Origin of the sequence: Flavobacterium aquidurense, assembly GCF_031458035.1 — a bacterium.
Classification (GTDB): Bacteria; Bacteroidota; Bacteroidia; order Flavobacteriales; family Flavobacteriaceae; genus Flavobacterium; species Flavobacterium aquidurense_C.
In genome coordinates, this window is sequence record NZ_JAVDXR010000001.1 from 542,853 (window position 1) to 557,891 (window position 15,039).

Annotated in this window: 8 protein-coding genes; all 8 read right to left on the bottom strand. The window is 36.6% G+C overall.

From position 1 onward, the window contains the following. Positions 1-112 precede the first annotated feature (112 nt). The 8 genes from J2X17_RS02310 to J2X17_RS02345 all read right to left on the bottom strand — a co-directional run bounded on the left by J2X17_RS02310 (position 113) and on the right by J2X17_RS02345 (position 14,872). The gene (locus tag J2X17_RS02310) at positions 113-2,098 is read right to left on the bottom strand and encodes an alpha-L-arabinofuranosidase C-terminal domain-containing protein (protein WP_310294280.1); all 1,986 of its coding nucleotides are present in this window, start codon (positions 2,096-2,098) and stop codon (positions 113-115) included. Between the two features lie 240 nt (positions 2,099-2,338). Further along, positions 2,339-4,318 carry a glycoside hydrolase family 127 protein gene (locus tag J2X17_RS02315; RefSeq protein ID WP_310294282.1) on the bottom strand — a complete coding sequence of 660 codons (1,980 nt, stop codon included), beginning with the start codon at positions 4,316-4,318 and terminating at the stop codon, positions 2,339-2,341. A 13-nt stretch (positions 4,319-4,331) separates the two neighbouring features. After that, positions 4,332-5,312 carry an arabinan endo-1,5-alpha-L-arabinosidase gene (locus J2X17_RS02320; RefSeq protein WP_310294284.1) on the bottom strand — a complete coding sequence of 327 codons (981 nt, stop codon included), beginning with the start codon at positions 5,310-5,312 and terminating at the stop codon, positions 4,332-4,334. Between the two features lie 174 nt (positions 5,313-5,486). Next, on the bottom strand, positions 5,487-6,458 hold the full coding sequence (locus J2X17_RS02325) for a glycoside hydrolase family 43 protein (RefSeq protein WP_310294286.1): 972 nt from the start codon (positions 6,456-6,458) through the stop codon (positions 5,487-5,489). A 357-nt stretch (positions 6,459-6,815) separates the two neighbouring features. Continuing rightward, positions 6,816-8,441, bottom strand: coding sequence for an arabinan endo-1,5-alpha-L-arabinosidase (locus J2X17_RS02330; protein WP_310294288.1), 1,626 nt, complete (start codon positions 8,439-8,441; stop codon positions 6,816-6,818). Between the two features lie 12 nt (positions 8,442-8,453). Continuing rightward, complete coding sequence (locus J2X17_RS02335; protein WP_310294289.1) at positions 8,454-10,001, bottom strand: alpha-N-arabinofuranosidase; 1,548 nt, start codon at positions 9,999-10,001, stop codon at positions 8,454-8,456. 233 nt (positions 10,002-10,234) lie between these two features. After that, positions 10,235-11,797 carry a RagB/SusD family nutrient uptake outer membrane protein gene (locus tag J2X17_RS02340; protein WP_310294291.1) on the bottom strand — a complete coding sequence of 521 codons (1,563 nt, stop codon included), beginning with the start codon at positions 11,795-11,797 and terminating at the stop codon, positions 10,235-10,237. Between the two features lie 30 nt (positions 11,798-11,827). Continuing rightward, positions 11,828-14,872, bottom strand: coding sequence for a SusC/RagA family TonB-linked outer membrane protein (locus J2X17_RS02345; RefSeq protein ID WP_310294293.1), 3,045 nt, complete (start codon positions 14,870-14,872; stop codon positions 11,828-11,830). Positions 14,873-15,039 lie beyond the last annotated feature (167 nt).

Consider the following 15,039-nt stretch of genomic DNA (forward strand, 5'->3'; position numbering starts at 1 on the left):
AAAAAACACTTAACAAAAAGCGACTCTTGAATTTTTGCAGATAATGCATCAAAACAATGGTTTGCAAACAAAACAGAAAATAAACGTAGGTTATACATTTATTCTGTTGCGATTATTTCATCTTTATTTTTAAAACAGTAACCGAGTACGCCGGAAAATCATATTGAACCTGACTTCCTTTCACTTTAAATTCGCTTTCTTTCGGACTGATTTTCATCGGAGCATCAAAAGAATTCTCATCATTTATTCCATCTCCTTTTAGGATTATTGCTGTTCCTTTTGTGTCTAATTTTGCTCCTTTTACATCAATGGAAACATTTTGTGCCGATGAAGAAGTGTTCACAATTTTCAGAATTACTTCTTTCGAATTCACATCTTTCACTGCCGATGCAAACAAATCATTTTGACCCGTAACTGCTTTTCCGTCTTTCGTAATCGTGATTAAATCGGTTCCTTTATTGTTTGAGAATAACTTCTGAACATAATAATTTGGCGTTCCGTATGATTGTAAATTATTGAACCAAATCATGTCCGGTGTCCATTGCCAACCCTCTACGTGAGCCAATAATGGCGCATAAGAAGTCAACTGAACAACCTCAGCATTACGCTCCATTCCGGTCATGAAAGCGGCTTCAGAAAAAGCACATTCCCAGTTGTTTTTGTTTAACGGACTTGCAATTGCAACACTTTGCGCCGCATATTCCCCAGCAAAAATCTTTGGTCCTTTACGATCGTAATTGTCGTAGCGCGTTACATTTTTACGAAACCATGCCGGATCTTTATAATAATGTTCGTCAATAATTTCGGCGTTCAATTTTTTAAGTTCGGCTGTTCCATAATCAAAGAAATCTCCTTCTGGAAATGGCCCTGAACCTGAAACAATGGTAATGTTTGGATATTTTGCTTTGATTGCTTTTTGAAACACTTTGAAACGCTCAATATAATCTGGTCCCCATTGCTCATTTCCAACTCCGATGAATTTTAAATTGAATGGTTTTGGATGGCCCATATCTGATCTCATTCTTCCCCAAGCTGTTGTAGCATCGCCATTTGCGAATTCAATTAAATCTAAAGCGTCCTGAACATACGGATCGATTTGGTCCATCGGAACTAATTCTCCTGTGTTGAACTGACAAGCCATTCCACAGCTTAAAATTGGCAGTGGAGAAGCTCCAATATCTTCAGAAAGCTGGAAATATTCGAAAAATCCTAAACCAAAACTCTGAAAATAATCCGGTGCCGGTTTATGATCAAACTCGGTATTCCAACGGTTGATCATCGTTTCTCTGTCTTCTACATTTCCAATCGATTTTTTCCATTGATAACGCAATGCCAGCGTTTTTCCTTCCACAATACATCCTCCCGGAAAACGTAAAAACCCCGGTTTCAAATCGTATAATAATTGTACTAAATCAGAACGAAGTCCATTTTTTCTTCCTTTCCATGTGTCTTCCGGAAAAAGTGAAATAACATCTAAATCGATCACTCCGCTTCCTTCAAAAGTGATTCTGATTTTCGCTTTTGCTTCGGTTGCTGTTGCCGTTAATTGAGCAGTATAATTGGTCCACTCTTTTGAGGCTGGCGTAATGGAAGTTTCGCCTAAAACCTTTTTATTTTTATCAATAAACTGAATCTTGATTTTAGAAATATTCCCGGATTCTTTTAACGCTTTTAAAGACAAATTGTATTTCAGGTCTTTTTTAATTCCCATTCCCCTGAAACCTTCATTGATCATTTCGTAACCATTTGGATCGTTTACCGAAACTCTGCAATAATTGTGGTTGGTTCCTTTTTGAGAATATTGAACAATTTTTGCGATTCCGGATTGCTCGTTTAATTTATGTCGGTCGCTGTTTGGTTCGCTCCAGCCCATCATCGGAAGTTCAAATTCAAACGATCTGTTTTTAATCATTTCAGCATATAAACCACCATCGGCAGCAAAATTGATGTCTTCGAAAAATACTCCGTACATCGTAGGCTGAATTTTGGTTACTGTTTTTGCAACATCAACCTGAAGATTATTTTTTTGTGCCGAAGCATAAATGCCGTTAAGCAATAAACCGCAAAGGGTAATTTTGGTAATTAAATTGGACTTCATTTTTTTTATAATTAATGTGTTTTATAGCACGCGGATTACACTGATTCACTAAAGTGAAAACGCGGATAAAAACGGATTTTTATTTGTTTTTCTCGCAGATTCCGCAGATTGAGCAGATTTTTTTCTAATACTTTTAATCTTTAATCCAGGGAAAATCTTGATTCTTTCTTCTTGACTCTATTTTCTATTTTCTATGTTCTATTTTCTATGTTCTATGTTCTATTCTCTATATTCTATTCTCTACTTATAATCCAGCCAAACTTTCATTTTCCCCACTCCTCTGTTTGACCAGCTGTAATAGGGAATCGCTTTGAATTTTGAGTTTTCGATTACGTTAACACCCTGCAATAAATTGGCTTCTTTTTTTACTTTAAAAGTATCTGTTGAAGTCACGTCGATTTTATCGAAATTGGTTTTGTTGTCAATTTCTTCAACCGCATAAACTATTGGTCCATATTCTAAAGAGACTTTATTTTTATTGGTTTCTACTTTCGAATTCGTTTCTACTTCCTGAACTTCCATGGGGAAATTAAGGTTGATTTTATCGCCCTTTTTCCAGTTTCTGCTAATGATGAAATATCCATTTTCCGGTTGAATCGCTAATTTTTCTCCGTTAAGAGTAATAGTTGCTTTTTGAGTCGAAGCTTTTTTATAAGTGTATAAATCGCCCGGCAACACTTCATTTCTTGCCCAACCCGGAACACGGAGTTTAATCGTGAATTTGCTCTCTTTTTTCGGATTAACACCGATGGCAACTTTTCCGTTCCAAGGATAACCGGTTTGTTGAGAAATCTGTAAATCGGTTTTTCCGACTGTGAAAGATGCGTTGTTTGAAGCATATAAATTGACATATAAAACATCATTCGATTTAGAGTAAATCAACCCTGGAATCGAAGGCACAAAACGAATTAAATTCGTCGGACAACAAGAACAATCAAACCATGCTTGTCTTGTGCAAGAACCTCGGTTCGATTTAAAAACACCATCAGCTTCTAAGGCATTTGGGTAGAAAAATTGTTTACCGTCTAATGAAATTCCGGAGATTAATCCGTTGTACATCGTTCTTTCGATCACATCAAAATACTTTGAATCTCCCGATAAATTATGCAATCTGTGATTCCAATATACATCTCCAATCGCAGCACAAGTTTCGTTGTAAGCGGTTAAATTTGGTAATTCGTAATTTTTCCCGAATGCTTCTCCGTCATGTCTTGAACCAATTCCGCCTGTGATGTACATTTTCTTGTTCACCATATTCGTCCACAAATTATTTATGGCGTCGGTATAACCTTTATCTTTTGTCATGGCGGCAATATCGGTCATCCCTGCATACATATAAACCGCTCTCACGGCGTGACCAACCACTTCATTTTGCTGAATTACCGGAATATGATCCTGCGCATATTCGCCATATAATTTATGATTGTTCGGATTTCCGCGATTGTCCAAATAATATTTTGCGAGTTTTAAATAACTTTTGTTATCTGTTATCTGATACAATTTAATCAAACCAGTTTCTACAATCTGATGTCCCGGAACACCTTTTACCTGACCCGGTTCATCACCAAAAGTACGCACTAACATATCGGCATTTTTGATGGCGATGTCAAGGAAATTTCTTTTTCCTGTTGCTTCGTAATGCACGACAGCAGCTTCGATTAAATGTCCTGAATTGTATAGCTCGTGACTAATTTGAAGTGATTCCCAACGTTTTCCTTCAATAACCGGAACCCATGTACAAGGCGGTTTTGCCGGATTTATAGTTCTCCACGTTGTTAAGTAACCGTCTTTTTCCTGACCAATTTTTACAATTGCAATCAAAGAATCTAAAACACGTTCTAATTTTGGATTTGGTGCGCTGATCAAAGTATTTGAAGCACCTTCGATAATTTTGTAAACATCGGTATCGTCAAAAGGCATTTGACCTTTTACTGTTCCGGTTTTTTGTTTTCCTGCGATTAAAAAATTCTCGAAACGGCCTTCTTCATTACATTTCTGAATCGCATAAGCAATCGTAACTTCCTGCACTCTTTTGATAATTGGAAGCCAAAAAGAATCTGATAATTTTACATTTTGAATGTTTACAGGCTCAATTTCATAGCCCGCTTTTACTGCAGATGTCTTATTGGATTGTACTGCATCATTTTTGGTTTCTTTACAGGAAATCAAAATCAGAAGTGACATGAAAATCGTTACAATATGGAAAGTGTATTTTTTCATTATTAAGAATGTTCTATTTTAAAACGGGCCATAAATCGGCATCCCATTGCATTTCTTTAATTACTAATCTTGGCGTTCCATTGGTTTTCTTTTCATATGCGTGGTAAAAAATATAATCTTTCCCGTCAAAAGTGTAGGCGCTGTTATGGCCTACGCCAAAGTAATTTTCGTCACCCTGAACCACTATGCTCCCGCCGCCTTCGGTTAATAATTTCCCTTCTTTGTCAACGTACGGTCCGGTTACATTTTTTGATCTTCCCACCACAACTTTATAAGTGCTTTTTTCTCCGCGACAGCATAAATCCCAAGAAAGAAATTGATAATAATAACCGTTTTTCTTAAAAATAAAAGGAGCTTCAAGTGCGCCGTCGCCCGGATCAGAATCCGCTAATTCAAAACTTCTTTTGCGTTTTGCAATCGTATGCCATTCCTGAGGCTGTGCAATCGATTTTAAATCGGCGTTTAATTTTACCATTTTCAATCCTTCCCAAAAAGAACCAAATGATAACCAAGGCGTATTGTTTTCATCAAAAATTAAATTCGGATCAATGGCATTCCACATATCACGATTGGGTTGCGACTGGATAACAATTCCCTGATCGACCCATTTGTAATTTTTGTCTTTTGGATCTAAAGTAGTATTCGTCGCGACGCCAATTGCCGAAGTATTTTTGGCGAAAGCCGAAACCGAATAATAAAGATAGTAAGTATTGTTGTGAAATGAAATATCCGGTGCCCAAATGTGGTTTTTGAAATCAGCCGCAACGCCATCTGCCCAAACAGGTTTTTCAGCAAAAACGGGTGCTTCTTTATTCCAGTTTTTTGAATCTTTAGAACTGAAAACGCTGATTCCTTTTCCGGTGCAAAACAAATAATAGGTATCTTTTTGCTTGATGACAACCGGATCGTGTACGACAATTTCCTGTGCAAATGACGCTGAAACAGTCAGCATCATTAAAACAGAAAGGATATATTTTATGTTTTTGTAAACCATATAAGTGATATAAGAAAATTTAAGTTTGGTCTATGAACTTGCTCATTATTTAAACACATAATCTAGCTTTGTGTGAGAAACTTGTTTCTTTTTGTATTCTTTTTTCATAGCCAAATCTATGTTTCTATGTGTTTAAATTTGAGTCTGAAAGCTGTGACTGCGACTGAAAACTTTTTACTGAATTCCTTCAGAAGTCATTACGACACGTTTCATTGTTCCGTCTTTATTGTAATATAATTTATCGACACAAACCGATCGTCTAAAACTTCCTCCGTCTGGTATCGTTGCTCCGTTGTGATAAATAAAATAGGATTGTCCTTTAAAATCAATTATTGATTGATGATTTGTGTTGCTGTTTCCGGCCAATTCATTCAAAATTCCTTTAAACTCCCACGGACCTGTAATGGACTTGCTCATGGCGTAGGCGATTTTCTCCGGAAATTCATAAGCATACGATAAATAATACCAGCCTTTGTGCTTGTGAATCCAAGGTGCTTCGGTAAAATGAGGCAAATCTATGGTTTGGATTGGTCCGTCTAATTCGAGCATATTTTCTTTTAATTTAGCGTAATGACAAACGGTGTTTCCCCAAATTAAATACGCCTGACCATCATCATCAATATAAACTGTCGGGTCAATGTCGTCCCAGCTAATTTTGGTTTGCGTGGTCATATCATTAGTTACTAACGCTTTTCCTAACGCATCTTTAAAAGGCCCGGTTGGACTGTCTGACACTGCTACGCCAATTGATTTTCCTGGAATAGTTCCATGCGAAACCGTTACATACCAATAAAATTTTCCGCTTCTTTCAATCACCTGCGAAGCCCACGCATCGTTTTTTGCCCAAACAAAATCGGTTACTTTTAACGGCACCGGATGCGACTCCCACTTTTTCATATCCGAAGAAGAATAGACTACCCATTCGTTCATCTTATAAAAATTAAAATCTTTGGCAGCTTCGTCATGACCGGCATACAAATACACTTTGTCTTTGTAAACCAAGGCAGCAGGATCGCCGGTATACTGATCTTTAATTATTGGATTATTGAATTTCGCCGGATCAATTTGAGTTGATGATTGCGCTACAGCTGTTGAGCAGTACGCGATCAGAACTAAAAGTGAAAGGCTTGTAATTAGGTTTTTCATTATGGTTTCTTTTAAGACATAATTTCTATGCGTTAAATGTTTTTCACACAGATTTTTATCTTTTAATTTCGTATTTTTTTAATCTTCATAAATAAGTCCCAACGGGACGGAATGTTTATAGAAATTATATTTGTTTTTTCACAAGAACCCCATCGGGGTGACATATTAGCAATCTAAAAAGAACTTACATATCGCTCCGCTGGAGCTTTTATTCAACGACAATAATAATTGGCTATAAACATTATGCTCCTCTGGAGCTTTTATCAATCCAAGCCAGTTTCTTAAAATCTGTGCTATTGTTTATTTTTGGAATTTGGAATTTGGAATTTAAAAAAATTTGGAATTTTAATTCTTTTCCTAATTCACTTTTTTACCCCAAACCGGTAAGCCAGAAGCGGTCAAACCAGAATAGCCCAGCGTTACTTTTCGCGTTGCCAATTCCCAATCCCAGGCATCAGACACATTACATTTTACCCCATTTACGGTTAAGATTTTTTTGGCACTGTCATACGACCATGTTCCCGTTGCATCACCGCTCACTTTTTTATCGGCAGTTAAATAAATTGTTACTGCTTTTTGAATGGTCTTGTATTGATAATTCATTGTGATCTGTTCCCATGTTCCAATGAAATTTGCCTCTGTAATTGTAGTTGTCGGTACTCCGGCGTAACGCTCAGATTCAACAACTGGCCAGCCATCTTCCGTCCATTGAATTCCGCGAACATGTCCCATCATTACTGCATTTGACGCGTTAATTCCCGGAACTCCTTCTGGCAAACGCGCCTGCGAAGCATAATACCATTGTTTAGTTGTTGGGTTTTGAAAAATTCCACAATGCGAAAATCCAACCCAGCCTGTATGATTTTTGAATGAATATGGATGCGTCAACATTGGAAAACATTCTGCTCCGGTTGTAATACTGCTTCCGCTGCTAGTAAGATAGGGTCCTAAAATATTTTTAGAACGAGCTACACGTGTGTTATAAGCCACCGATAATTCATCATAAGCCAAAAACAAATAATAATATTGCGTGTCCGGATTGTAGATAATTTCAGGTCCTTCAAGGGCTTGCCAACGATTGCTACCAACATTTCCACGTCCGGCGATACGAACTCCGTAATCATCAATTGTTTTTAATTTATCCGGTTTTCCGGTTGTCGGATTTAGTTTTAAGGCTGCAATTCCGGAATGCCATGAACCGTAAATCAGGTATTGCTCACCTTCTGGAGTTTCGATGAAACTCGGGTCGATTGCATTGAATTTAAAATATGCATCCCAATCGTTTCCTCCGTTTCGAACATAACTTTTTACACCATCCGGTTCAGAACAAACCACCATTCCTTTATCAACCCAATTGTTTGAAGCCAAATCATCCGTTTCGGCAAGACCTATAAAAGCACGCTCGCTCCATGATGTATTGGTGTCTGTTCCTACAATTGGATTTGTAACCACAATGCTGTAATACATTCTGAATTTATTTCCCACTTTGCGAACGCATGGCGCCCAATATCCGTAATTCGGATTTGTAATTGGAGGCAAAGCCGGTGACATTCTGGCTCTTTTATTGTTCAAAGAATCTTTTACCCAAGCCGGAGCCTGAGTCATTGAAGATCCCATGAATTCCCAATTGATTAAATCTTTTGATCTTCTATAGAAAAAATGCCCGTTTCCTTCGTGCGCATTTCCGTAAGAGGCATCGGTTTGATACATATAATAGTATTCTCCGGATTTTTCTACGGATGGATCATGAACGTTGGCCAAATTCCATTGCGATCTGCTTCCCCAAGATGCAATTGATGTATAATTATCAGCATACGTTGGCCCCGGGAAATCTGGTATAACCACAACTGGAGGCACAACCACCGGCGGATCCGGAGTTACAGGTGTTGCAGGATCATCACTTGAACAACTAGTTGAGGCAAGCGCAACTAAAAAGATTCCGAAGTACGAAACTGTTTTTAAAATGGAAATTGATTTTTTCATTTTGTGTTATTTTTATTTTCCTTCTAAAACAACAACTGAGAAAGGAGGAATAGTGATTTCAAGTTTTCCTTTTTTGTTTTCGAAACCTTTATAAACTGTTGGTACAATTTTATTTGGTGTGTCAAATGAATTGTAATCCTGCAATTTTGCCGCTGTTAAAATCGTTGCTGTGAAACTTTTCACTCCAAGATCTTTTACATCAATTTCTATTTTGTTTTTATTTTTTGCGTCAACATTTACTACTGAAATATGCACCGCACCACTATTATCTTTTGAAGCCGAAGCCGATACCGCAGGAAGTGTTTCTCCGTTAAAAGTATAGTTTGGCGACTGGAAACTTACAGGCAATAATTTAGCATCCTGATGCACACTGTACATTTTCATTACATGATAAGTTGGCGTCGTAATCATTTTCGCTTTATCAGTAAGGATAACTGCTTGTAAAACATTAACACATTGTGCCAGGTTTGCCATACGAACCCTGTCTGCATGATTATTGAAAATATTAAGGGTAGTTCCGGCCAAAACCGCATCTCTCATTGTATTTTGCTGATATAAAAATCCAGGGTTTGATCCTTGTTCTACTTCATACCAACCTCCCCATTCGTCAACCATCATTGCCACTTTTTTCTTTGGATCGTATTTGTCCATAATCGCGCTGTGTTTGGTCACCAGCTCTTCCATTTTTAATGCTGACTGCATGGTTTTGAAATAGCCTTCTTCTGTATAATTAACAGCATCGCCTTTTTTACCCCAGTCGATTACGGCATAATGATGTACTCCAACTCCGCCTAACATATTTAGCGGAATATTTTTCATTAAAACTTCTGTCCAGTTATAATCGGCACTGTTTGATCCTGAAGCGATGCGGGTTAATCCACCTGTATTTTCCCAATCTGACATGAAGGTTGCAAATTTGCGGTATTCTCCGGCGTAATATTCAGCCGTCATATTTCCTCCGCATCCCCAGGCTTCATTTCCGATTCCCCAGAATTTAACTTTCCACGGTTCTGTTCTTCCGTTCTTTTTACGCAAATCACTCATCGGGCTTTTGCCTCCAAAATTGGTGTACTGAACCCAGTCCGCCAATTCCTGAACAGTACCGCTTCCTACGTTTCCTGACAAATAAGGTTCTGCGCCAAGCAATTCACACATGTTTAAGAAATCATGTGTTCCGAAGCTGTTATCTTCAGTAACTCCGCCCCACCATTTGTTTACGATAGTTGGTCTTTGTTCTTTTGGTCCAATTCCATCTTTCCAGTGGTAAGTATCAGCAAAACATCCTCCTGGCCATCTTAAATTTGGAATTTTTAATTCTTTTAAAGCAGCAACAATATCATTTCTCACTCCATTTGTATTTGGAATTTTTGAAGTATCTCCCACAAAAAAACCTCCGTAAATACAGCGTCCTAAATGTTCTGCAAAATGTCCGTAGATATTTTTGTTGATGGTTGGAGCATCGACAGTATTTTTTATAGTAATAACTGTCGTTTCATTTTGAGCGAAACTTGCCTGATTACAAAGGGTGACAAGAAATGTAATTAAAAGTGCTTTTTTCATAAGTGGTTAATATTTGTTTTTTTATTGGAATATGGAATCGTCATTCTTTATTATTATTTTTTATTTGGATCATGGCGATTTCATAATGTTTTAATGTTATAATATCATGTGAAGGTTTTTAAGCCCTCACATGATATTAAGAATTCTAACTAACTCAAATAAAATTTTAGTCTCGGTTTTTTAGTCACAGCCTACACTGAGACTGGGACTGAAAAATTTTTAAACAGCTATTTTTAGTAACTATCATTTTGAACTGTTCCCGGATTGTTGTCCATTTCTAATTGCGGAATTGGGAAATATTCTCTTCCAGGAGCATATGAATTAAATTCAACATCTCTTGATTTCAGCCATGCTAATTTTGTAGCATCCTGTAACCAACCCCAACGACGGATATCATCAAAACGATGTCCTTCAAGAGGGAATTCCAAAAATCTTTCATGTCCAATCTGATCTCTCATTTGTGCTTGTGTCATTCCTGGTTTCGTCGTTGCTAAATCTGGTAAATTAACTCTGTCTCTAACCTTTTGGATATAAGTATAAGCACCCGGAGTATCACCAGTTTCATTTAAACATTCAGCATACATTAACAAGATATCAGCATAGCGTAACAAACGCTCGTTAATTCCTGAACGCCAATCGTATTCGTCTGCAAACTGACCATCAGAGTTTTCATATTTTCTACAAAATATATCATTTAAATCGGCTGGACTTGTAGCATAAAATGTTGCAAAATCTTTTCCGTACAATTGCATTCCACCTGGTTTATTATAGAAGATAGTAGCATCTAAACGAGGATCTACATCTCCTGTTTTTGTTTTTTCCTGTTGAAATTCATTAAACAATGTCCATGAAGGCTGTACGTCTGTCCATCCAAAAGCTCTTGGTGCATAAGTAATTGCTCTTGCAGATGTTTTCCCCCAGCCTGAAGCCGGAACTCCACCCCATCCTAAATCAACACCACCTGCATCTCTGCTGAATTGTACTTCAAATAGAGATTCTGAATTGTTTTCATTTGCTGTAGTAAAGTTATCACGATAGTTTGAAACTAAAGCGTAAACACCTAAATCTATTACTTGTTTAAAAGTTGTTTTCGCATTGGCAAAATCTTTAGTAAACAAATATGCTTTTCCTAAATATCCTAATGCTGCTCCTTTTGTAGCACGACCTTTTTGACCTGCATCAAGTCCTGCAATACCATTATATGTCGTTGGTAATAATTCAGCTGCTTTCTTAAAATCTGCAATAACCTGTGCCCAGCCTTCAGCCTCTGTTTTTTGTGGCGTATAAAGCACAACTTCTGTTGGCAAAGGAACTTTTTTAAACATATTTACCGCATGGAAAAAATACAATCCTCTTAAAAAATAAGCTTGCCCTAAAATTCTGTTTTTAAGTGCTGCATCGGTCATTTCTATGTTTGGAACATTTGCCAAAACCTGATTTGCACGATAAATTCCCTGATAGTAAGTCTCAAAAGCCCATCCGTAAATTGCCGGATCTGTTGGGTTTGAGTTGAAACGCCCCACATTGTACATTGCTCCCCAAGGGCTGTTACTACGTGTATCGTCTGCTTTTAAATCTAACAGAAGCGGCGTACTTCTCATGTAAGTTCCATCTGTCAATAAACTACCGTAAACTGAGTTTACACCTTCAATAGCATCCTGATCTGTTTTCCAAAATGACGCTGCAGTTTCAACATTAGGGTCAACTTGATGCAAGTCTTCATTATCAACGCAGCTTGTAGTTACTACCGCAAGTGAAAAGAAAACTGTTATATAATTAAATATTTTATATTTCATTTTAATTCGTTTTTAATTGGTTAGGCTAGTTTAAAAAGTCACTTCAACACCCAAAGAAACTGTTCTCGGATTTGGAAAAGATCCAGCATCATATCCTCGAGAAAATAATCCGTCATTGTAATTGAAATCAGGATCATACCCTTTATATTTACTGATAATCAGTAAATTTTGACCATTTACATACAATTTTGCATTTTTAATGAATAGATCTTTTGGTACCGGAATCTGGTATCCAATTTCCATAGTTTGTAATTTGATGTAATCTCCACTTTCGATGAATCTGTCAGAATCTCTTGCATTACCATTTGGATCTCCAATAATCGGACGAGGAACGTTTGTATTTGTGTTTGTTGGCGTCCAATAGTTTAATGCATCAACACTGCTGTTTCCGTATTGCTCCGTCATTAAATTACGGTACAATCCGTTAAATACTTTGTTTCCGCCTGCACCTTGCCAAAACATTGAGAAATCCCAATTTTTATAATTTGCACTAAAATTAAATCCGTAGCTGTATTTAGGAATCGCAACTCCCATATACTGTCTGTCTGCATCTGTAATAGCACCGTCACCGTTTAAATCTTTGAATTTAACATCACCAACACCTGCATTTGTTTGTGTTGGAGAAGAAGCTAAATCAGCTGCGTTTTGAAAAATCCCTGCTGTTTGATAGGCATAGATTTCCCCAATAGATCTTCCTACTTCCGTTTTTGAAGCTGCACCATAAATTGGATTTCCGTTTAATCCAATTTGTAAAACCTCATTTTTCAAAGTTCCTAAATTGGCAGAGATGTTGTATTTAAATTCATGATGATTATTGTTATACGTTGCTGTAAACTCTAAACCATTGTTTTTTACAGCCCCCGCATTTGTTGTAATACTTGCAGGAAATGCTCCTGTTGAGTATGGCAATGGAACACCAATTAATAAATCGGTAGATTTTTTTTGATAGTATTCAGCAGTAATTTGTAAATCATTATCTAAGAAACCTAACTCCACTGCAATGTTTGAAGTTGCTGTTTTTTCCCAATGCACATTAGGATCAATTGCACTAATTACTGTTGTTCCAGGTGCCAATGCATTGTTGAAATCGTAACCCGCAAAAGCATTAATTGTAGGAGAATAAGCGTAAGTTCCGATTGTGTTATTACCTAATTCACCATAACCTCCTCTTATTTTAATCGTATTCCACCAGTCTGGTAAATGCAAAAACTTCTCATTGCTTAATTTCCATGCTCCGGAAAAAGAGTAGAAGTTCCCCGTGTTATTTTCTTCACTAAAAAGAGATGTTTTATCTTGTCTGAAGTTTCCGGTAATAAAATAACGGTCATCATAAGCGTAATTCAAACGGCTTAAGTACGAGATATTGGTAACTGTATTTTTATATTCTCCTGCACTTGTAGCGTCAGCATATTGAATCTGGCTGATTTCTCCCGGCATATAACCAACACCTCTTGACCAGTGTCTGTAATAATCATTTCTTTCCTGAATCCATCCTGCCAAAGCATCGATCTTATGTTTCCCTAATGAAATTTCGTATGTCAATAAATTATTTACGAATGTTCTGGATTGGTTTCCATTATCAACATCTAAAGAAGCTTCATCATTTGTTGTGATATAATACCATCCTAAATCACTTGGCGGAATAAATTTTCTGTTTTGAAAATCCAATCTGTCATAACTTAAATCTAATTTATATTTTAAGCCCTGAACAATTTCAAGTTCTCCCCAGATATCACCAATAAAACGGTTTCTTTTTCCATTATTGGTAATCAAATTATTGTACCCAATAACGTTCATCGAAATAGCTCGTTGCGTTAAGTTATCGGTTCCGCCATATCCTCCAAGTCTTTTTGGATCGTAAACCGGCATTGTTGGAACAGCACCTAATAAATCTACAATTGCAGATTCTCCTGCATTATATTCATTAAAGTTTTCTTTGTCTGATTTTGTGTAACCAAGTTTAGAACCGTATTTAAATTTTCCTTTTTTTCCGTATAAATTCAAATTAGAAGAGAATCTTTCGTAATCCTGAGGCGAATTCAAATAACTTGTATTTTTGAAATAATCCACATTCATATTATAACCCAGACTTTCTGCACCTCCGTTAAAAGTTAAAGATTGATTTTGTACAATTCCTGTCTGGAAAGCTTCATTTTGCCAGTTTGTATCTACATTACTTATGTAAGATGGACTTTTTGGATCATTTCCCGGAGCCACTGTTAATCCAGCATTTAACTCCGCAGCGGTAGTGATTTTTTGATATCCTACACGGTCTGTTAAGTCCCATTTTCTTGCTACATTCTGGAAACCTACAAGCGACTTGAATTTAATGTCTAATTTTCCGCTTTTACCTTTTTTAGTAGTAATAATTACAACTCCATTTGCTCCCTGAACCCCATAAATCGCAGCCGAAGATGCATCTTTTAAAACCTGCATCGATTCAATATCTCCCGGCGCAAAATCATTAGGATTAGAAACAATCATTCCGTCTATAACAAAAAGAGGATTATTATTCGTGAATGAATTTATACCTCTAATCTTAACATTTACAAATCCTCCAGGCTCACCTGATGATTGTACTGTTACCCCCGCAACCTGACCCTGAAGCATTTTTGCAGGATCGTAAGTCACCGTTTTTTTAGCAGCTTCCATATCAACCACACTAATAGAACCTGTAAGATCAGATTTCTTTTGTGTACCGTAACCTACAACTACTACTTCATCTAATTTATTAGCGTCTTCGCTTAATGTTGCATCAATTCTGGATTGGTTTCCTATTGTTATTTCCTGATTTTTAAATCCTATAAATGAAAAAACTAAAACATCATTTGCAGATGCTTTAATCGTATACTCTCCATCAAAACCAGTTGTAGTAACTGTTTTGGTTCCTTTTATCATAATATTTACTCCTGGCAAAGGCAATTTATCCTGAGCCGAAGTAACAACTCCATTAATAACTTTGTCCTGAGCGGACATTGTATTAACAGAAAATAATAGCATTAATAATGCTAAAAGCCATTCTTTTTTTGGCAATAAAAAATTGCAATAAAAAAATAATTTTTGGTTTGTTATCATACTGGTTTTTTTAAGGTTGGTTAGTGTGCAATTATAAGTGTTATTTTTACATTTGTAAATTTAACTAAAAAAAAACCTTAAAAACAAATTAAAATCATAAAAAAAGTAGTGAAAAAAAATACATATCATAAATTAAGTGTAAAACCAACATTAATAAATTAATGTTT

Excerpts from the sequence above, each read along its gene's own strand:
- J2X17_RS02345 (WP_310294293.1), bottom strand. The coding sequence starts at position 14,872 with ATGATAACAAACCAAAAATTATTTTTTTATTGCAATTTTTTATTGCCA.
- J2X17_RS02330 (WP_310294288.1), bottom strand. The coding sequence starts at position 8,441 with ATGAAAAAATCAATTTCCATTTTAAAAACAGTTTCGTACTTCGGAATC.
- J2X17_RS02315 (WP_310294282.1), bottom strand. The coding sequence starts at position 4,318 with ATGAAAAAATACACTTTCCATATTGTAACGATTTTCATGTCACTTCTG.
- J2X17_RS02320 (WP_310294284.1), bottom strand. The coding sequence starts at position 5,312 with ATGGTTTACAAAAACATAAAATATATCCTTTCTGTTTTAATGATGCTG.
- J2X17_RS02325 (WP_310294286.1), bottom strand. The coding sequence starts at position 6,458 with ATGAAAAACCTAATTACAAGCCTTTCACTTTTAGTTCTGATCGCGTAC.
- J2X17_RS02340 (WP_310294291.1), bottom strand. The coding sequence starts at position 11,797 with ATGAAATATAAAATATTTAATTATATAACAGTTTTCTTTTCACTTGCG.
- J2X17_RS02310 (WP_310294280.1), bottom strand. The coding sequence starts at position 2,098 with ATGAAGTCCAATTTAATTACCAAAATTACCCTTTGCGGTTTATTGCTT.
- J2X17_RS02335 (WP_310294289.1), bottom strand. The coding sequence starts at position 10,001 with ATGAAAAAAGCACTTTTAATTACATTTCTTGTCACCCTTTGTAATCAG.